This is a genomic window from Virgibacillus ihumii (assembly GCF_902726655.1).
Lineage (GTDB): Bacteria > Bacillota > Bacilli > Bacillales > Amphibacillaceae > Lentibacillus > Lentibacillus ihumii.
In genome coordinates this window covers 1447367-1465327 of the sequence record NZ_CACVAN010000001.1, presented here as the reverse complement: position 1 = coordinate 1465327, position 17961 = coordinate 1447367, and the positions used below count along the sequence as shown (strand labels likewise).

Annotated in this window: 20 protein-coding genes and 1 other RNA gene; 18 read left to right on the top strand and 3 right to left on the bottom strand. The window is 40.7% G+C overall.

Annotated features, from left to right (window positions below):
- Positions 1-84: 84 nt before the first annotated feature.
- Together smpB and ssrA are read left to right on the top strand one after the other, a co-directional pair.
- The gene (smpB, locus tag HUX68_RS07370; RefSeq protein WP_174614221.1) at positions 85-549 is read left to right on the top strand and encodes an SsrA-binding protein SmpB; all 465 of its coding nucleotides are present in this window, start codon (positions 85-87) and stop codon (positions 547-549) included.
- Positions 550-650: 101 nt separating this feature from the next.
- Positions 651-991: a transfer-messenger RNA gene (gene ssrA / locus HUX68_RS07365) on the top strand.
- 477 nt (positions 992-1468) lie between these two features.
- On the opposite strand, the gene HUX68_RS07360 is transcribed toward ssrA, so the two are convergent.
- Positions 1469-1879 (bottom strand): LAGLIDADG family homing endonuclease, encoded by a 411-nt coding sequence (locus HUX68_RS07360; protein ID WP_174614220.1) that lies wholly within the window; start codon positions 1877-1879, stop codon positions 1469-1471.
- Between the two features lie 283 nt (positions 1880-2162).
- Between HUX68_RS07360 and HUX68_RS07355 the strand changes: the two genes are divergently transcribed.
- From HUX68_RS07355 to HUX68_RS07330, 6 genes are all read left to right on the top strand, one after another.
- Complete coding sequence (locus HUX68_RS07355; RefSeq protein WP_174614219.1) at positions 2163-2312, top strand: LysM peptidoglycan-binding domain-containing protein; 150 nt, start codon at positions 2163-2165, stop codon at positions 2310-2312.
- Positions 2313-2350: 38 nt separating this feature from the next.
- A complete protein-coding gene (locus HUX68_RS07350; protein ID WP_174616376.1) occupies positions 2351-2593 on the top strand; it encodes a hypothetical protein in 243 nt (80 codons plus the stop codon).
- Positions 2594-3012: 419 nt separating this feature from the next.
- On the top strand, positions 3013-3417 hold the full coding sequence (locus HUX68_RS07345) for a secondary thiamine-phosphate synthase enzyme YjbQ (RefSeq protein ID WP_174614218.1): 405 nt from the start codon (positions 3013-3015) through the stop codon (positions 3415-3417).
- 159 nt (positions 3418-3576) lie between these two features.
- A complete protein-coding gene (locus HUX68_RS07340) occupies positions 3577-4632 on the top strand; it encodes a M42 family metallopeptidase (protein WP_174614217.1) in 1056 nt (351 codons plus the stop codon).
- Between the two features lie 129 nt (positions 4633-4761).
- Positions 4762-5223, top strand: coding sequence for a MarR family winged helix-turn-helix transcriptional regulator (locus HUX68_RS07335; protein WP_246206626.1), 462 nt, complete (start codon positions 4762-4764; stop codon positions 5221-5223).
- Positions 5224-5229: 6 nt separating this feature from the next.
- Positions 5230-6420 carry an MFS transporter gene (locus HUX68_RS07330; RefSeq protein ID WP_174614216.1) on the top strand — a complete coding sequence of 397 codons (1191 nt, stop codon included), beginning with the start codon at positions 5230-5232 and terminating at the stop codon, positions 6418-6420.
- Between the two features lie 26 nt (positions 6421-6446).
- On the opposite strand, the gene trhA is transcribed toward HUX68_RS07330, so the two are convergent.
- Entirely contained in the window at positions 6447-7094 is a 648-nt protein-coding gene (gene trhA, locus HUX68_RS07325; RefSeq protein WP_174614215.1) for a PAQR family membrane homeostasis protein TrhA, read from the bottom strand.
- A 131-nt stretch (positions 7095-7225) separates the two neighbouring features.
- Here trhA and HUX68_RS07320 point away from each other — a divergent pair, with 131 nt between their 5' ends.
- From HUX68_RS07320 to HUX68_RS07290, 7 genes are all read left to right on the top strand, one after another.
- Positions 7226-7822 carry a DUF1836 domain-containing protein gene (locus HUX68_RS07320; protein WP_174614214.1) on the top strand — a complete coding sequence of 199 codons (597 nt, stop codon included), beginning with the start codon at positions 7226-7228 and terminating at the stop codon, positions 7820-7822.
- Positions 7819-8799 carry an LLM class flavin-dependent oxidoreductase gene (locus tag HUX68_RS07315; protein ID WP_174614213.1) on the top strand — a complete coding sequence of 327 codons (981 nt, stop codon included), beginning with the start codon at positions 7819-7821 and terminating at the stop codon, positions 8797-8799. The genes HUX68_RS07320 and HUX68_RS07315 overlap by 4 nt, the downstream gene beginning before the upstream one ends.
- Positions 8800-8957: 158 nt before the next feature.
- Complete coding sequence (locus tag HUX68_RS07310) at positions 8958-9311, top strand: lmo0954 family membrane protein (RefSeq protein ID WP_174614212.1); 354 nt, start codon at positions 8958-8960, stop codon at positions 9309-9311.
- A gap of 21 nt (positions 9312-9332) precedes the next feature.
- Positions 9333-9962, top strand: a complete 630-nt coding sequence (locus tag HUX68_RS07305; protein ID WP_174614211.1) for a PspA/IM30 family protein — start codon at positions 9333-9335, stop codon at positions 9960-9962.
- A 149-nt stretch (positions 9963-10111) separates the two neighbouring features.
- Entirely contained in the window at positions 10112-10843 is a 732-nt protein-coding gene (gene liaF, locus HUX68_RS07300; protein WP_174614210.1) for a cell wall-active antibiotics response protein LiaF, read from the top strand.
- The gene (locus HUX68_RS07295) at positions 10840-11883 is read left to right on the top strand and encodes a sensor histidine kinase (RefSeq protein ID WP_174614209.1); all 1044 of its coding nucleotides are present in this window, start codon (positions 10840-10842) and stop codon (positions 11881-11883) included. The genes liaF and HUX68_RS07295 overlap by 4 nt, the downstream gene beginning before the upstream one ends.
- Positions 11876-12505, top strand: a complete 630-nt coding sequence (locus HUX68_RS07290) for a response regulator transcription factor (RefSeq protein WP_174614208.1) — start codon at positions 11876-11878, stop codon at positions 12503-12505. The genes HUX68_RS07295 and HUX68_RS07290 overlap by 8 nt, the downstream gene beginning before the upstream one ends.
- 80 nt (positions 12506-12585) lie before the next feature.
- Here the strand turns inward: HUX68_RS07290 and HUX68_RS07285 are convergent, their stop codons facing one another.
- Positions 12586-13593, bottom strand: a complete 1008-nt coding sequence (locus HUX68_RS07285) for an aromatic acid exporter family protein (RefSeq protein WP_174614207.1) — start codon at positions 13591-13593, stop codon at positions 12586-12588.
- 404 nt (positions 13594-13997) lie between these two features.
- Between HUX68_RS07285 and aceA the strand changes: the two genes are divergently transcribed.
- The 3 genes from aceA (at position 13998) to HUX68_RS07270 (ending at position 17912) form a co-directional block, all read left to right on the top strand.
- Complete coding sequence (gene aceA / locus HUX68_RS07280) at positions 13998-15275, top strand: isocitrate lyase (protein WP_174614206.1); 1278 nt, start codon at positions 13998-14000, stop codon at positions 15273-15275.
- 34 nt (positions 15276-15309) lie between these two features.
- The gene (corA, locus tag HUX68_RS07275) at positions 15310-16434 is read left to right on the top strand and encodes a magnesium/cobalt transporter CorA (protein WP_343033618.1); all 1125 of its coding nucleotides are present in this window, start codon (positions 15310-15312) and stop codon (positions 16432-16434) included.
- Positions 16435-16667: 233 nt separating this feature from the next.
- The gene (locus tag HUX68_RS07270; protein ID WP_174614205.1) at positions 16668-17912 is read left to right on the top strand and encodes a C40 family peptidase; all 1245 of its coding nucleotides are present in this window, start codon (positions 16668-16670) and stop codon (positions 17910-17912) included.
- Positions 17913-17961 lie beyond the last annotated feature (49 nt).

Below are 17961 nucleotides of genomic sequence, written 5' to 3'. Positions count from 1 at the left end.
ACACATTCAGCATCAAAAACAATTGGAATTCTGGGAGGTTTTTGATAGAATAAGGTTCATGCAAGTAGTAGGAGGAAGCACGCTATGCCAAAGGGAAACGGAAAAGCAATCGCACAAAACAAAAAAGCCCGGCACGATTATTTTATTGAGGATACGTATGAAGCAGGAATTGTTTTGCAGGGAACTGAAATCAAATCGATTCGAGCCGGACGGATAAATTTGAAGGACTCGCACGCAAGGATTAACAAAGGTGAGGTCCATCTGATCAATATGCATATCGCAACATATGAGCAGGGAAACAGGTTTAACCATGATCCAACTCGTACACGTAAACTGCTGCTTCACCGCAAAGAAATTGATAAACTGGTTGGGCTGACACAACAGCAAGGGTATGCATTGGTACCGCTAAAAGTCTATATTAAAAATGGTGTTGCTAAAGTGCTGATTGGACTTGGAAAAGGGAAAAAGAAATATGATAAACGTGAAGACTTGAAACGTAAACAGATGAAACGTGATGTTGATCGTGCTATCAAGGAAAATATGCGGTAAAACCTTCCAGGGATTGATTTCAGCAGTCCATATGTTATAATAAAATTATCAATTGAATATTGCTCGTTCTATTCCGAGCGATTCTCCTTACATGGGGACGTTACGGATTCGACAGGGATAGATTGAGCTCAAGTTGCGCGTCGAGGTTACGGCTCGTAAAACGTTATCGCCTATAATAACTGGCAAAGAAACAAATCAACCTGCTTTAGCAGCTGCGTAAGTAGTTCTAAAGCGATCCTTCCTGCCATCGCCCGTGTGGCAGATTGAAGGGTCTCAAATGAAGCGGGCTATACTGTCATCCACCGTCTGAGGATGACAGTTGAAACGAATCAGACTAGCTGCTCTGAAGCCTGTTGGTAGGCTGAAGATGCAGTGAAAGATAATATACCAACTATGCGTGTAGATGCTTGAGTGGCGATATCTCTGGACGTGGGTTCGATTAGTAAATAGTCGCCTTTTGTGGCAACGCAAAAGTGAAAATCCGGCTTTATCGGTGAAACCTAAGTCGCCTTAAGCGATACGGCAATGCCGAGCGGTATGTGGAGCAATCCAACAGCCGTGTATCGACTCATAGGCTGCCATCATGGTAGTACTAGGATGTGGAAACTATACCAAGAAAGGTAAATCAATGTTCCGCATAAGACGCCGGAGTACCTGGCAAAACAGGTTCAAGATATAGTCAGTGCCATGTCGAAAGCATGGAAGAGCACGTCCCACCGTCTCCACCAATACATAATGTTGGTGGTTTTTTATTTTGACTTAACCCAAATGTTTTTTCATTTTATTTGGGTTGATTTTGTATTACTCTGAAAAAACAGGCAGTCTATAATAAAATAAAGTTCAAATCATTAACATCAAAGCTTTGAAAAACAGTAGTAGGTATATATAGGTTAAAAAATGAAATAAATATCATTTTAAGTTATCTAAAGATTAAAAAATTATTTTCAAAAGTAATTTTTTGGTTCAATAATTCCTCATTATACTTTCCATTTCTTACAGTTACTAAATCATATTCATCAAGAATCCATTTTGCACGTTTTCGTTTTTGTTCAATTCTTAAAAACGGTTGAATTACTCTTAGGATATTAAAAACTTCTTTTTTCGTTTTAATGTATAGTGTATATGAGTTTTGATGCTTCGCTGGATTATAATTTTTTTTATTATAAATACTACCACCAGCTAAGTTCTGGATATATAATAGTAATTCCTTGTCATTTGAAGAAATCGAGATGCATGGTCGTCTGTGTTCTCTGACATGCATTTTTGTTAGCGTAATACTTCCTTCACCATCAATAATCCCAGCTATGTAAGAAGCCTCCCAATCTTTCATTTATATTCAACTCTTTTCCTTTTCAGGAACTTATGTTCCCTTTTTTAAATTATACACTATGTATTAATGAAGTTACAAGTTAAATGTACATAAAAATCCTCCCATTATTGATAGGACACCAAGAATGACTACCCGGTAATAATATGGTTTTAACGAATATAATTAAGAAGCTAACTGCTAACTATAACGATGTCAATTCAGGTAACAAAAATCAGCTGAAAATATATTGTGATTAGCCCAGCAATATTTTAGACAGTTGTTTAAATTGAAGAGAAGGATAAGATTGTTTATTTATACGGTCAATTCCGGTAATTCGCTGTATTCGATTAGTCAAAAATATAATATTTCAGTTGATATTATTCGGTTTGTCAATGGGTTGATCACACCACAGATTGTTCCCGGTCAGGCTTTATTGATCGATAAAATGACATAACGGTTCAATCGGGAGACACGTTATATGAGATTGCACAAATGGCTTACGTTTCTTTAGACAGGTTAATGGAGGTGAATCCGGCGTTAGACCCGAACAATTTGCAACCAGGAATGGAAGTGCTTATTCCGGAACTTCCGGAATATTTAGTCTCCACTTTAAGTTATATTTATATTACTGGAACGGATAATGATGTTGCATTAATCAATGATTTCGCTCCCTATTCCAAGTATGATTCTTTTTTGAATACCACCTTTCAAGTGACGGTTCTTTTAGTCAATTAAATGAACTGGAGGCTATCGAAACAGCATGGCGATGTGATACGGCTCCGCTTGCCAAGATTACCAATTTAACGCCAATCGGATTTAATTCCGAATTGGTCAGCCAAATATTAAACAATCCTTCAACTAGACAAAATCTGATTAATAACATTTATAACCTAGTTTCGGCTAAAAGATATTCAGGTATAAATATCGACTTTGAAGGTATCTTAAAGATCACGATGTTTTTTCGACCTTTTCAAGAACCCTTCAAGACCGGCTTAGTCTAGAGGGGTTTTTACTTACAATAGCTGTTCCACCAAAAATCAGTGAAGATATTCTTTGGTGTCGTAGAAAAGAACGATCGAATCTTATATCCGTTTATTTTCAAAACAAATTCCAGTAGAATGAACAAAAAAGATGTTAGCGAAAGGAAACCTAAAATGGAAAATGTATTTTACTTAAGTACGAATAAACATTCTGACATGATCGATATTACTTCCTCTATTGAACAATGGATTCGAAACAATAATGTGAAAGACGGTATTGCAGTTGTATCATCTCTGCACACTACTGCAGGGATTACTGTGAATGAAAATGCAGATCCGGATGTAAAAACGGACATGCTGATGCGGCTTGATGAGGCCTACCCGTGGGAGCATCCGTCGGACAGGCATGGAGAAGGAAATACAGCTGCTCATTTGAAAACAAGTACCGTCGGACATGAACAGACTTTGATTATTTCCGGTGGCGAACTGGTACTTGGAACGTGGCAAGGTGTTTACTTCTGTGAATTTGATGGGCCGAGAGGCAGCAGAAAATATATGGTAAAGGTGATTGAAGGGTAAGCTCGCAAGGAATTCTCACAATTTAGCAAAGAAAATGCTGCAAAACATAGATAAATAATTTACGAACGATAACGGTATGGTATCAATCGATTTTAAGCTCAAAATTATCCCCATAGTGTTATAATGAAATGGTAACTACATAGAAGGGGGAAGCGTTTCATGACAACATATCCAAATATTGATGAAACAAAGGAATTGCTGCAACAGCTTGTTTCCATCCCAAGTCCATCCGGCAATACCGGTAAAGTTATCAGCTTCGTGGAAGACTTCTTAAAGGATTTGCAAGTGGAAACAAAACGCAATCGGAAAGGCGGTCTGATTGCAACACTGCCCGGCAAAAAAACGGATGAACACCGTATGCTGACAGCGCATGTTGATACATTGGGAGCAATGGTTAAAGAAGTGAAAGATAACGGGCGGCTTCGCATTGATTTGATTGGCGGCTTCCATTTTAATGCTGTTGAAGGGGAGTATTGTGAAATACAAACCTCGGACGGTAACGTTTTCACAGGGACGATTCTGATGCATCAGACTTCCGTTCATGTGTATAAAGATGCCGGTAAAGCTGAACGTAATCAGGAAAATATGGAAGTGCGGATTGATGCGGAGGTGGAAAGTGCTGACGACATACGTGCACTCGGAATTGAAGTTGGCGATTTTGTAGCATTTGACCCGCGGGTACAGCTCACAGATACCGGCTTCATTAAATCGCGCCATCTCGATGACAAAGCAAGTGTTGCAGTTCTCTTACAGCTGATTAAGCGGCTGAAAGAGGAGAACGTGACGCTGCCATACACCACGCATTTTTTGATTTCTAACAATGAAGAAATTGGCTATGGCGGTAATTCGAATATTACCCCGGAAACAGTGGAATATATGGCAGTGGATATGGGTGCCATGGGTGATGGGCAGTCAACGGACGAGTATACCGTTTCCATTTGTGTAAAAGACGCAAGCGGTCCGTACCATTATGGATTGCGAAAGCATCTTGTAAATCTATCAGAAACCAACGATATCAAGTACAAGCTGGATATTTATCCATATTACGGTTCTGATGCATCTGCAGCAATGGGGGCCGGTCACGATATCATTCACGGATTGATTGGTCCGGGAATTGATTCTTCACACGCCTATGAACGAACCCATGAAAAGTCGCTGCATCATACGGAAGAACTTCTTTATCACTACATTCAATCCGATTTGGTGGAATACTAGAAGAACTCTGGAATGATCCGGCATACACCGGATCATTTCTTAAAAAATATAGTTTGTATACGAATTATATTTACACAAACTTTATTTTGGTGTATACTAGTAACAGATTGAATGAAGGGAGCATCTGCCATGTCCATGAGTATGGATAAAGCCATAGGTTCTGCCTCAGTCCGGCTCAGCAAAAAAATATCGAGGATTGTGAATCATCACTTGAAGGAGTTTAACATTACGACTGAACAGTGGGCAGTGCTTCGAACATTACATGAGTATGGTCTGATTACGCAAAAAACATTATCCGACCGTGCGGATAAAGATAAGGCTACCTTAACGAAAATCCTTGATCTGCTCGAAAAACATCACTATACCGAGAGGGTACGGAATCCGGAAGACCGCCGTTCATTTTTTATTCAGATTACGGAAAAAGGATCAAGTCTGGTAGAAGAGGTTGGGCCTTATTTGGATACGGTATATAGTGAAATTATTGAAGGAATTGACAGGGATAAGCTTTCACTTTACCAGGAAGTGTTAAATTCACTGGAAAAGAACATTGACACATTATTAATGTACGAACCGAATAGAAAGAAGGAATAGTTTTATATGAGAAATGCACCTAAGTTATGGACGTTACAGTTTTTGGCCATTATTGTAATGGCTTTTTTATTTTTTCTTTGTTTACAGTTGTTGACTGCCGGATTTCCGGCATACATTACATCAATTAAAAATAACCCTGCCCAGGCTGGTTTAATGACCACTGTATTTATGGCTGCAGCGATTTTAACACGGCCGCTGATTGGCTATGTGATGCAAAAGATTAATATGAAATTGATCAGTACTGCTGCGCTATTATTTATTATCTTGTCAATTTCACTGAGTTATGGACAGGATTCAGTTTCCTTATTGCTTTGTTTGCGGGTGCTGCATGGGATTGGTTTTGGTATTGTGTCAACTATTTTTGCAACGATGGCTACAACCATTATTCCTGTGAAGCGGCTGGGCGAAGGAATTGGTTATTACGGCATGGCTACAAGCATTGGAACAAGTGTGGCACCAATGTTTGCCCTGGCAATTTTGCAGTTTTTTTCCTATAATGCAATGATTATCTTATCGGTGTTGCTGACAGTAATTGCACTGATTCTCTGTTTTTTGGTAAAAACACCTGAAATTCCTGCTGCAGAAAGTGGCAGTTCAAAAAATATCACATTAAAAGAATATGTTTTTGACAAAAAAGCATTACTTCCGTGTATTTTGACCGTATTCTTCACGATTACATTAGGCGGAGTTATCAGCTTCCTGAGCGGATTGGGTAATGAAGCAGGTCTCAAATCTGTTTCATTGTTCTTTCTCCTGATGACAATCATGATGACCATAATCCGGCCTTTCTCCGGAAAATGGTATGATAAGTACGGACATAAAGTTGTTATATATCCTGCAGCAATTTCGGGTATGATCGGATTATTTCTGTTATCGGTAACCCATCATACGGTAACGCTTCTTGCTGCCGGAGTGTTTTATGGTATTTCCTATGGAATTGTGACACCAACCTTTCAGGCAATCGCAGTGGGTCTGGTGGCAAGGGAAAAACAAGGCACAGCAAATGCGATGTTTTTCTCTGCAATGGATTTAGGAATGGCGATTGGATCAACCGGATTGGGAATGCTTGCTGCGGCTACAAATTATCATTTCATCTATGGTTTTTCGATATTAAGTATTGTTATTTTGCTTGCTTTATATAGTTTGTTTTTTACAAAAGAAGAAAAGAAGGCATTCGACGCGGTTGAAAGTCAATAAAAAAAGCAGCTTAACAGGCTGCTTTTTTATAAGACATATCCATATATACAAATAAAGTGAAACAGGCTTCCGGCTAATATAAACAGATGAAAAATTTCATGAAAGCCAAAATGTTTAAATGAAAGGTATTTTGGTTTTTTCCAGTAAATAAGAGCGCCAACAGTGTAAAACATTCCGCCAAGAATGAGCATGAACATTCCTTCCCCGCCGATTATTGGCAGCAGATGTGAACTGTAAAAAATCGCAATCCAGCCCATTGCAACATATAGAGCGGTTGATAACAGTCTTGGTGCATGGAACCAGATTAATTTAAACGTTACTCCCGCGATGGCGATGGCCGTAATGACTCCGAACAGTATCCAGCCGGTGGTTCCCTGCAGACTAATCAGACAAAGCGGGGTGTATGTCCCGGCAATCAGCACGAAAATCATGGAGTGGTCAATACGCCTGAGAAACGCGATTACCCGGTCTTTTGCGATGACCATGTGATATGTCGCTGATGCACTGTACAAGAGGATCATGCTGATTCCGAAAATGGCTACTGAAATCACGGCAAGTACTGAGTCCGAAGTTTCTGCGGCTTTAAGAATCAGAGCGAGTAACCCCGCTACCGAAAGAATTGCCCCGAATAAATGTGTCAGTCCATTGACTGGTTCACGAATATAAACACCCAAGATATTCATCTCCTTCACACGTAGTTTTAAAAACTATATAACAATAATATACGTATAACCATATGTAGTCAACATTTACTTGCCTGATATATTCACGTATAATGTACAAAAAAGAAAATTGGGGTTTTACTATGAATAAGGTTGATCAATTCATTAAAAATATGCACCTGGATTGGCAATTATCGTTGGAGGATATTCCGGAATTGAATTTGTACATGGACCAGGTCATCCAACTTTTTGAAAATAAATTTGCAGATACCAAGCGGAATGAAAATGAAAAAGTGCTGACAAAGACGATGATTAATAATTATGCAAAGGGTAAGTTATTTTTCCCGGTCAAAAATAAAAAGTATTCCAGTGACCATTTGATGCTGATTAGTATGATTTATCAGATGAAAGGTTCACTATCCATCAATGATGTGAAGCAGACACTGCAAAAATTAAATCAAAAACTGACAGAGGAAGACTTTAATCTGCAGGACTTTTATCAAAGTTATCTGAAATTGGATGAGGATAATGTTGATCTGTTTAAAAAAAATGTTCATGACCATTTGGATGCTGTCCATCAGGAAGTGCAGCGGGTGGACGATAACGATCAGGACTATGTTGAGCAGTTATTGATGATTGCGGTTATGACAAATATGAGTAATTATTACCGGCGGGCTGCCGAGAAAATGGTGGATGCCATCGGTAATGAAACCAATGATCAAAAGGGGCAACAGAAATGAAACTCAGTATTTTGGATCAGTCACCCATTTCATCCGGAAAAACAGCTAAAGATGCGCTGAATGCGTCGGTTGAACTGGCTGTTCAAGCAGATGCGCTCGGATTTACGAGGTATTGGATTGCTGAACACCATGATATGACCGGGCTTGCCTGTTCCAACCCTGATGTCATGCTTGGCATCATCGGGTCGCGGACGAAACGGATTCGAATTGGCGCAGGTGCTGTGCTTTTGCCGCATTATAAACCATTTCGTGTTGCGGAGACATATAATTTGCTGGCGACGTTATTTCCGGACCGCCTCGACTTGGGAATCGGCCGTGCCCCTGGTGGATCGGCTGAAGCATCCATTGCACTTTCCGGTGATTTTTTGCAAAATGTACGCCGGATGCCTTACTCATTGGATGACTTGTTGCATTTTTTACATAACGATTTTCCAAAAGAACGGATGTATTCCAAAATTAAGCCATCTCCTGTTCCTGATACATCGCCGGTAGTATGGCTGCTTGGAACGAGTGAAAAAAGTGCCGCATTGGCTGCCGAAAAAGGTTTGCCGTATGTATTCGGGCACTTTATGAGCGATACAGACGGACCGGCGGTTGTAAAAAAATACAAGGGACAGGGATCGCGGACAATTGTGACTGTTTCAGTTATTTGTGCCGAAACAACGACGGAAGCGGAACAATTGGCATTAAGCAGCATGTTATGGAGTATTCAGAAGACTAAAGATGAAGGCGATGGGAAGGTGCCGTCGATTGATGCCACGCAAATCTATAATTTTTCAGGTGAGGAGCAGGAGACAATCCGGAACATGCGCCGGAAAATGATTGTTGGAAATCCGCAAGAAGTGAGAAAGCAGTTGGAGGACTTGCAGGAATCCTACCATGTTGATGAATGGATGATAGTGACGATTACCCACAGTTATAAAGCAAGGCTGAAATCGTACCGGCTGCTGGCAGAGGAATTGCAGCTAAGTCAATAGTATATCTCTCTAATAAGGTGTTCCGCCTAATAGATGCGGTGCACCTTATTTTATTTTTTCTATAATACGCCTTCAGACCTAGTTCAAAATATGGCTGGGGATCATTACGCGCGAGCATTCTATCCGATAAGATTGAGTTAAGAAAGGAGGCGGAATGTATGAAGAAATTTATGTTGTTTGTCGGAGGGCTGGTTGCCTTTTTCATCCTGTTGGCAAATCTCGGTCCGATGATTTTACTGGGTGTCAGTGTTTGGCTGCTGTATGTGATTTTCAAAAAGTTTGTTAAAAGTGATTCAACGGCAGCTAAAATCGGCTGGGTCATTGCCGGGCTGATCGTACTTAGTATCGGCCTTTCCAACATATATGCAGTTATTGGAGTTGCGGCAGCGTATGTGCTGTATCTGATTTATAAGAATTGGAAAGAAGATGATGTTGAACCTGCAGGACAATTTGTGGAAAGTGATGATCCATTTCAGAACTTTGAACGCCAATGGGCGGAAATAAATCGATAAAATCAAAAGGAGCGAATAATCATGACGAACATTTTTACACGGATTAAGGATTCGGTTTCGGCAGATCTCCATAATATGATGGATCAAAAGGAGCAAAAGAATCCAATTGCAGCGTTAAACCAGTATTTGCGGCAAAGTGAATTGGAAAAAGAAAAGGTGCGGAAGCTGGTTGACCGTCAGCACAAACTGAAAGACGAATTTACCAGGGAGTATCATAAAGCACAGGACATGGCTGATAAGCGGCAGCGTCAGGCTGGTATTGCCGAAAAAGCCGGGGAAGACCAGATGCACGAGTTCGCAGTAAGGGAGTATGAAGAATATCAGGCACGTGCCGATCGCATGAAGGCTTCCCGTGAAGAAGCAGTCCAACAGTTGGAAGAGCTGGAACAGAAATACGAAGATATGAAGCATAAATTGAAAGACATGCATTTGCGCCGGATGGAACTGATGGGCAGGGAGAATATCGCCCGCGCCAATCATCAGATCAATCTGGTAGTGGATGATTCCACCGAAAAACCGTTCCACCGCTTTGCTGAAATGGAAAAGTATATTGAAGGATTGGAATACAAAGTGAACAGTTCTTACTACCGAAGCACATTTGACAGCAAAATTGCCAAGCTGGAAAAAGAGATGCAGGAAGAGGCAAACTAGCGGTATCTAAAATTTTCGCATAGAGCACATTTCCAAATCGTGGTATACTGAACAGGCGCAGTTCTTCTGCGTCTGTTTGATTTAACAGGTGGCAGCATAAAATCGTTTTACTGAAATGTGCAACACTATTAAAGAAAGGGGCTCACTTCATGTTTCAACGTTTGTCGACAGATACATTAAACTGGATACTGATTATTGGAGTGATCCTCTTTGTCATAGAAATCGCTTTTTTTCACGGCGGGATGATCGTATCGGCACTGTTCTCCGGGTTTTTCATCTATATTGGCTGGAAAAACTTTACTAAACTATGGGGGAAAATCTTTTTCTGGCTTGGTTTAATCAGCCTTGTTTTTTCTATTCTGAATATGCTTGCCGTACGCTTCTTGATCATCGCAGCGATTGTTCTGTTTTTGGTGAATTATTCCAAGTCAAAACAGGAAGCTGAAAAAATCAATCCTGAACTGCCGGGAGCTGAAGAAGCAGATGAGCAGCCAATCGTACAGCAAAAACCGTTATTTGATCATAAAATTTTTGGCGATCAGCATACAACGGAAACCGCATATCAGTGGCGTGATGTTAATATTCACGGTGCATTCGGTGATAGAGTAATCGATTTGAGCAATACTGTTCTCCCGAATGATACAGCGGTAATATCAATCCGTCACCTTGTCGGGAATATAACGATATATGTACCATACGAAGTGGAAGTAAGCGTGCATCACAGTTCAGTTTTCGGCAGAGTGCATATTTTGGGAAACCATCATTGGAAATTAATGAATCAATCACTTTTTTACCGGACAGAACGATATGATACTGCAGCTTCCAGAGTAAAGATTGTTACATCACAGCTTTCCGGCGATATCGAGGTGAAGCGTATATGAGCACGATGTTACGGCACGTCTTTACCGCGATATTTTTCAGTGTGTTCATTACATTGGTTGTTGCTGGGTTGACGTTCGCAGCGTTTCCACCCGAAAAGTGGTCCGATATTATGCAACGAACACTCTATGATATACCATACTTTTTATACGTAATCGGGACTTCTATTACAGCTGGTGCTGTTATCGGAATTATGACCGGCTGGTATTGGCGGCAAAGGGTCCAGCGGGTTGAAAAACATCTCGATGAAGTAGTTAAAGGACAAAAGCTCTCTGAGGATGAGGAACCTTATAAGGAGCTGGAAAAAATTCAGTATCACGTTGGACAGATTCAGGAAAAAATCCGACTGCAGACAGAGCATGCACAACGATTAGTCTCTGAACGCGCACAGGAACGGGAAAAGAGTTTGCAGGAAATAGTGGTTCAGGAACGTAACCGCCTGGCAAGAGAACTGCATGATTCTGTCAGTCAGCAGTTGTTTGCTGCTTCCATGATGGTATCGGCAATTAATGAAACAAATCCTCCAGATGATACATCAATCCGCAAGCAGCTAAAAATGGTCGAAAAAATGATACATCAGTCACAACTGGAAATGCGGGCATTATTGCTGCACCTCCGTCCGGTACCTTTGAAAGGAAAGTCACTGCAAGAAGGTGTCGAAGAACTGCTTGTTGAACTGACCCAAAAAGTACCGATGACCATTGAATGGAAGGCGGAAGATTTTACAATCGAAAAAGGCGTGGAAGACCAGCTGTTTCGTATTTTACAGGAATCAGTTTCGAATACATTGCGGCACGCTAAAGCTTCTTCCCTAAATGTAATGCTGATTGAACGGGATGACATGATCATTATGCGTGTTGTTGACGATGGAATGGGGTTTGATCTGGAGAAGGTGAAAACAAGCTCATACGGATTGGAAAACATGCGGGAACGGGCTTATCAAATCGGAGGTACCTTTAAGGTGGTTAGTCTGCCCGATGAGGGAACACGTTTGGAGGTTAAAGTACCAAGCTACAAAAAAGAGGGTGAGCAGCTTGATTAATGTATTATTTGCTGATGATCATGAAATGGTGCGGATCGGTGTATCAGCTTATTTATCCGCACAGCACGATATCGAAGTTGTCGCAGAAGCGGATGATGGCGGTGAAGCAGTACGGTTGGCACTTGAACTGAAACCGGATATCATTCTGATGGACCTGGTCATGCCTGAAATGGGCGGAATTGAGGCGACCAAACAGATTATCGAACAGTGGCCGGAAGCTAAAATTATTGTTGTGACGAGCTTTTTGGATGATGAAAAAGTTTATCCGGCGCTTGAAGCAGGTGCAACAAGCTATATGCTGAAGACATCGAAAGCGGATGAAATCGCAGGAGCAATACGAAAGACGTATGAAGGAGAATCGATTCTGGAACCGGAAGTCACCGGCAAGATTATGAACCGGATGCGAGAGAAGCCTGCCGATGTGTTGCATGATCAGTTGACAGACCGTGAGATGGAAATATTGTTGCTGATTGCCCAGGGGAAAACCAATCAGGAAATTGCTGATGAATTGTACATCGCCCTGAAAACAGTAAAAGTCCATGTCAGTAATATTCTCGGAAAACTGGAAGTGCATGATCGTACGCAGGCAGTTATTTATGCGTTTAAAAATGATTTAGTTTAAAAAATTTATCGAAAAAGCGTGCGTGGCGAATATCGCGCAAAACCCGGCCAAAACGTGCGAACCTCCCCTAAAGCCTCATGTCATTGGGGCTTTTTGTGATAATTGGCTGCCAGATTGTAGATGGAAACCAGTTCATAGAGCATGACGTATTCTTCCGGAAAATTTGTTGTTTCTCCCGGTATGCGCTTATCAACCTTCCAAAAAATTTCCGTAATTTGTTTCAAATGTTTTTGATGCATTGCAGCATTATAGGTGTTTTTATGAATCAGTGCATCTGACAACTTATCCACAGCCTGAAAGATAATGGAGCGTTCCTCGTCAGTCCAGGTAATAGTAGTTGATGGAAGTCGAATGACATTTCTTGCGTGATAATGAATCAAACGCAACCGAATTAATTGCTTCTCCGCATGATCAAATTTCTGTTTATCACTGCCGGCCAGTGGATGATATTTGGATTCTTCTGTTTGAAACCGGACAAGTTTTTCTGCACTGTGGATGATGGTGTCCAATTGATCTGAAGCATGTTCTACATTATTGTCAGTTACATTTTGATTCCCCAGTATATTTTGGTAAACCTTCCTTATGACAATTCCTGTTTGTTTTGCCGTCTGCTGTAATTTACGGGTAATTTCATCTGTATAATCGGGCGGAAAAATAATTAGATTGACAACGGTCGATACGAGCAATCCGGTTGTAGTCGTTCCCAACCGAATGAAAAATGAAATGAGATAATTGCTGTGAATGACTTCGACCATCGCGACAGCGGTCAATGTCGCCACAAGCAGCCCAGCGTAAAGTCTCAGCCTGTAGCAAGTGGCAATGGTCATAACGGCAGCAAGTGTATAAGTCAACGGTGAATTCCCAAATAAGGAAATGAACAATACCGCGTATGCTGAACCGATTGCAGATGCCGGGAAACGCACAATTCCTTTTTTGATGGAGTCCGAAACAGTTGGTTCAATGGTTACAATCGCGGTAATAACAGCAAATACGGGCGGCCAATCCAGCAAAACACAGATCCAAGCCGTAACAAATACGGACAGCCCGGTTTTAACTGTACGGCTGCCGGCAATTTTAAATCGGGTCATACAAAGTCATCTCCAATGATTTAATATCATTTTCTATTTTTCCAGTAACTGTGGCTGTTTTCAACCTTTTATTATTCGCACTTTCTTAAATTTAAACATTTTTTAAAAAAGGGGTTGCAATTTATTTTCCTTTCGCATAAACTGTATTATAACAATAAAATAAATTAATAAACTGTTATACAAAAGGAGGATTAACAAATGAAAACCCCTACTTGTCCTGAATGTGGAAAGCGAATTGATGAGCGAAGTATGGTACTGGAATGTGATTATTGTCTGTCTAAAAAGGAAGAGTAATTTTTTTTACCATCATTGTTATATAACAAAGATCATTTTATTTTTTTGTATTATAACAATGTATTCCAACATTATCTGTGTACAATTATTAATCGAAAGGGGACACGAAAATGTCAAAAAAACGTATGGAACAGATTCAAAATGAATGGGAAAATCATATGCGCTGGATGAATGTAGAGCGGCCTTATTCGGCAGAGGATGTCATACGATTGCGAGGTTCGATTGATATTGAACATACATTGGCCAAAAGGGGAGCGGAGAAACTGTGGAATCTGATAAATGGACCGGAATATATAAATGCGCTCGGTGCGTTGACTGGAAACCAGGCAGTTCAACAGGTGAAGGCAGGATTGAAGGCAATTTACTTAAGCGGTTGGCAAGTAGCAGCTGATGCGAATCTGGCCGGACAAATGTATCCCGACCAGAGCCTGTACCCGGTTAATAGTGTACCAAATGTTGTGAAGCGGATTAACCAGGCACTGCAGCGTGCTGATCAGATCCATTATGCGGAAGGTAACGATTCGATTGATTGGTTTGCACCGATTGTTGCGGATGCTGAAGCTGGGTTTGGCGGACAGCTGAATGTTTTTGAGCTGATGAAATCCATGATTGAAGCGGGTGCGTCTGCCGTTCATTTTGAAGATCAGCTGTCATCGGAAAAGAAATGCGGACATCTGGGCGGAAAAGTGTTACTTCCGACACAGACAGCAGTTCGAAATCTGATTTCTGCCCGGTTTGCCGCAGATGTGATGGGAACCTCAACAATTATTATTGCCAGAACGGATGCCAATGCGGCTGACATGATAACAAGTGACGTTGATCCATATGATGCAGATTTTATTACAGGTGAGCGGACAGCGGAAGGATTTTTCAAAACGGAATCCGGACTGGATCAGGCGATTGCACGCGGTCTTGCATATGCACCATACGCTGATATGATTTGGTGCGAAACTTCCGAACCAAATTTGCAAGAAGCAAAACGGTTTGCTGACGCGATTCATGAGAAGTATCCAAATCAACTGCTTGCATACAATTGTTCACCGTCATTTAACTGGAAAGGAAAGCTGTCGGATGAAGAAATTGCCTCCTTTCAAGATGAACTCGGCAAAATGGGTTACAAATTTCAATTCGTTACATTAGCAGGATTCCATGCACTGAATCACAGCATGTTTGATCTTGCCCGCGGCTACAAAGATCAGGGAATGGCAGCATACTCCAAATTGCAGCAGGCGGAATTTGCCAGTGAGGTGGCCGGTTACAGTGCAACCCGGCATCAGCGTGAAGTTGGAACCGGTTATTTTGATGAAGTAGCGCAGGTGATATCCGGAGGTACTTCATCAACCGGGGCATTGGCTGGTTCAACCGAGACGGAGCAATTTACATCATAAATATTCGGCACCTCACATTGATGGGGTGTCTTTTTTGTTGAATTCGATAGAACTGTCTTTTTCACTGATAGAACGGCCGAATTCGCCGATAGGAATCACTGACAAAGCTTCACCTTCTACAGTTTATCCCAGAACTATATTAACGATTTTTGGTTTAATCAAAGAAGGATTGGGAAAAAGTAAGTATCATGAAAGAAAGGATAATGACATGATGCGTATTGTGGCACAGACAGATGACAACAGTATCGTTCATAATTTGGAAATAAAAGACCTGAATAAACAAAACTTTTCCTGGGTCTGGGTTGATTTAGAAGCACCATCCCAGGATGAAATTATGTTACTGGAGTCATATTTTCATTTCCATCCGCTGGCGGTGGAAGATTGTATGCATGATCTGCAACGGCCAAAAATGGATTATTACGATAATCATTCTTTTTTTGTGATTCATGCGGTTGATAAAGAGGATTTGTCCAAAAAAGAAATTGATATTTTTCTTGAAGATAACAGGATCGTAACGTATCATAAACACGCTTCGGGATCGGTTGATGCTGCATTTCGTCTGGTGGAGCGGACGAAGAAAAAGGATATGCTGGATGAATATTTCGTGTTTCATCAGTTATTGGACAATGTTGTCGACAAATATTTCCCTATTGTTTATGACATTGAGGATCATATAAATGAAATTGAGGAGAATACCAAACGTTTATCGATGGAGCAATTGCTTGAACATTTGTTTGACCGTCGGGGTGAATTGCTGAAGTTGCGGCAGACAGTTCATCCGATGCGTGATCTTTTATATCGTATGCTGAACACGCACAAACTGGAGGGGATTCATGACCGGCGGGAATATTTTGTAGATATCCACGACCATTTGATCAAAGTTGCCGACATGATTGCTTCAAACCGGGAAATGACACAGGATATTCGGGACAGCTATTTATCATTAAATGCGCACCAGACAAATCGAACGATGCAGATTTTGACAGTCATTTCGGTTATTTTTATGCCATTGACGTTTATTGTCGGAGTATATGGAATGAACTTCGTGTATATGCCGGAATTGGACAATAAATATGGGTACTTTATCGTATGGTTTGTGATGCTGGCGATCAGCGGATTGATGTTTTTCTGGTTTAAAAAAAAGGGATGGTTTGATTAAAAGTGCAGGTATACTGCGCTTTTTTAATGTGAAAACCCCGCTTTCATTATTGAAATACAATTGTAATACTATTATTACAGTCATGTCATTTTTACATGATATAATGCGAATTGCCTAAGATAATAAGTTACATAATCTATTATAAATTATCACATTACTGCAAATTACCCAGAAAATCAGGAACATACATAGACAGATTTTGCGGTTGTGAAAGGGAAGCGGGGAATAGAAAGTTGAAGAAAACAATTAGTACAATTGCCACTGCAGGTGTGGTTGTCTTTGGCAGTGCAATTTTTGGAACAACCGTTTACGCTGAAACACCAAGTAATTTACAGGAAGTACAATCCGAACGGTCAGATATAAAAGAAGATTTGTCGAAAGCTGAGTCTAAAATTGCCGATGTAATGGTAGAGTTGGAAGAATTAAATGAAAAGATTAAGAAGGTTGAAAATGCACTAAAGCAAAATAAACAAAAAATGAATGAAACGAAAGCTAAAATTTCCGATACAAAAAAGGAAGTTGCTGCTTTTGAAAAAGAAATAAAGGAATTGGAAGAAGATATTGAAAAACGTTATGAAATATTGAAAGACAGAATCAAATCATATCAGCGGAGCGGCGGAGATGTCAGCTTTCTGGAAGTTGTTTTCGGTTCTGAAAGCTTCAGTGATTTGATCAGCCGGGTTTCTGCAGTTTCAAAAATTGCCGAAGCAGATGAAAAGCTGATGGAACGTCAGAAGGAAGATAAGGCAAAGCTTGAAAAGAAACAGGACAAGGTTGAGAAAAAGCTGAATAATTTAAAAGATATGAAGGCAGAGCTTGAATTTACACAGAAAACGATTTTATCACAAAAAGAACAAGTGGAAGCTGACAAGAAAAAATTGAAGAATAAAGAAGAAGATTTACGCCAGATGAAAGCAGAACTGGAAAATAAGGATGACAGTCTTGCTTCAGTTGAACAGGAAATCCGCGAGCGTCAGGCACGTGAAACTTCAGCCCGTAGTAATAACACGGGTTCAGCGTCAGACAGCAATAGTTCTGGTGCGTCAGCGAGTTCTTCAAGTGATGGTGGTGACTTAACACAATTAAGCAGCAACTCATCCAATGTCTCGTCGGGAAGCTTTAGTTCAGCAATTGCGGCCGGGTACACTGTAACAGGAACTCCATATGTAATGGGAGGAAAAACACCTGCAGGATTTGACTGCTCCGGATTTGTGTCATGGGCATTTGCGCAGGCTGGCGTATCCATTCCATCAAGTACATCAGCATTACAGTCTGTTGGAACCAAAGTTTCATACAGTAATGCACAGCCTGGGGATCTTATCTTCTTCAACACGTATAAAACAAATGGACATGTTGGAATCTACTTGGGTAACGGTAAATTTCTCGGTTCGCAAAGCAGTACGGGCGTAGCAGTTGCCAGTGTGAACAATGTTTATTGGAGCAAACACTTCAGCGGTCACGTCCGCCGTATTCAATAAAAAATATAGCTATGCTTTAAAAAGATCTATCCTTATACTAAAGAATCAT

What these genes read in the sequence shown, in the direction of transcription:
- smpB (WP_174614221.1), top strand. Translation starts at nt 85, where the DNA reads ATGCCAAAGGGAAACGGAAAAGCAATCGCACAAAACAAAAAAGCCCGG.
- HUX68_RS07360 (WP_174614220.1), bottom strand. Translation starts at nt 1,879, where the DNA reads ATGAAAGATTGGGAGGCTTCTTACATAGCTGGGATTATTGATGGTGAA.
- HUX68_RS07350 (WP_174616376.1), top strand. Translation starts at nt 2,351, where the DNA reads ATGGCTTACGTTTCTTTAGACAGGTTAATGGAGGTGAATCCGGCGTTA.
- HUX68_RS07345 (WP_174614218.1), top strand. Translation starts at nt 3,013, where the DNA reads ATGGAAAATGTATTTTACTTAAGTACGAATAAACATTCTGACATGATC.
- HUX68_RS07340 (WP_174614217.1), top strand. Translation starts at nt 3,577, where the DNA reads ATGACAACATATCCAAATATTGATGAAACAAAGGAATTGCTGCAACAG.
- HUX68_RS07335 (WP_246206626.1), top strand. Translation starts at nt 4,762, where the DNA reads ATGTCCATGAGTATGGATAAAGCCATAGGTTCTGCCTCAGTCCGGCTC.
- HUX68_RS07330 (WP_174614216.1), top strand. Translation starts at nt 5,230, where the DNA reads ATGAGAAATGCACCTAAGTTATGGACGTTACAGTTTTTGGCCATTATT.
- HUX68_RS07320 (WP_174614214.1), top strand. Translation starts at nt 7,226, where the DNA reads ATGAATAAGGTTGATCAATTCATTAAAAATATGCACCTGGATTGGCAA.
- HUX68_RS07315 (WP_174614213.1), top strand. Translation starts at nt 7,819, where the DNA reads ATGAAACTCAGTATTTTGGATCAGTCACCCATTTCATCCGGAAAAACA.
- HUX68_RS07310 (WP_174614212.1), top strand. Translation starts at nt 8,958, where the DNA reads ATGAAGAAATTTATGTTGTTTGTCGGAGGGCTGGTTGCCTTTTTCATC.
- HUX68_RS07305 (WP_174614211.1), top strand. Translation starts at nt 9,333, where the DNA reads ATGACGAACATTTTTACACGGATTAAGGATTCGGTTTCGGCAGATCTC.
- liaF (WP_174614210.1), top strand. Translation starts at nt 10,112, where the DNA reads ATGTTTCAACGTTTGTCGACAGATACATTAAACTGGATACTGATTATT.
- HUX68_RS07295 (WP_174614209.1), top strand. Translation starts at nt 10,840, where the DNA reads ATGAGCACGATGTTACGGCACGTCTTTACCGCGATATTTTTCAGTGTG.
- HUX68_RS07285 (WP_174614207.1), bottom strand. Translation starts at nt 13,593, where the DNA reads ATGACCCGATTTAAAATTGCCGGCAGCCGTACAGTTAAAACCGGGCTG.
- aceA (WP_174614206.1), top strand. Translation starts at nt 13,998, where the DNA reads ATGTCAAAAAAACGTATGGAACAGATTCAAAATGAATGGGAAAATCAT.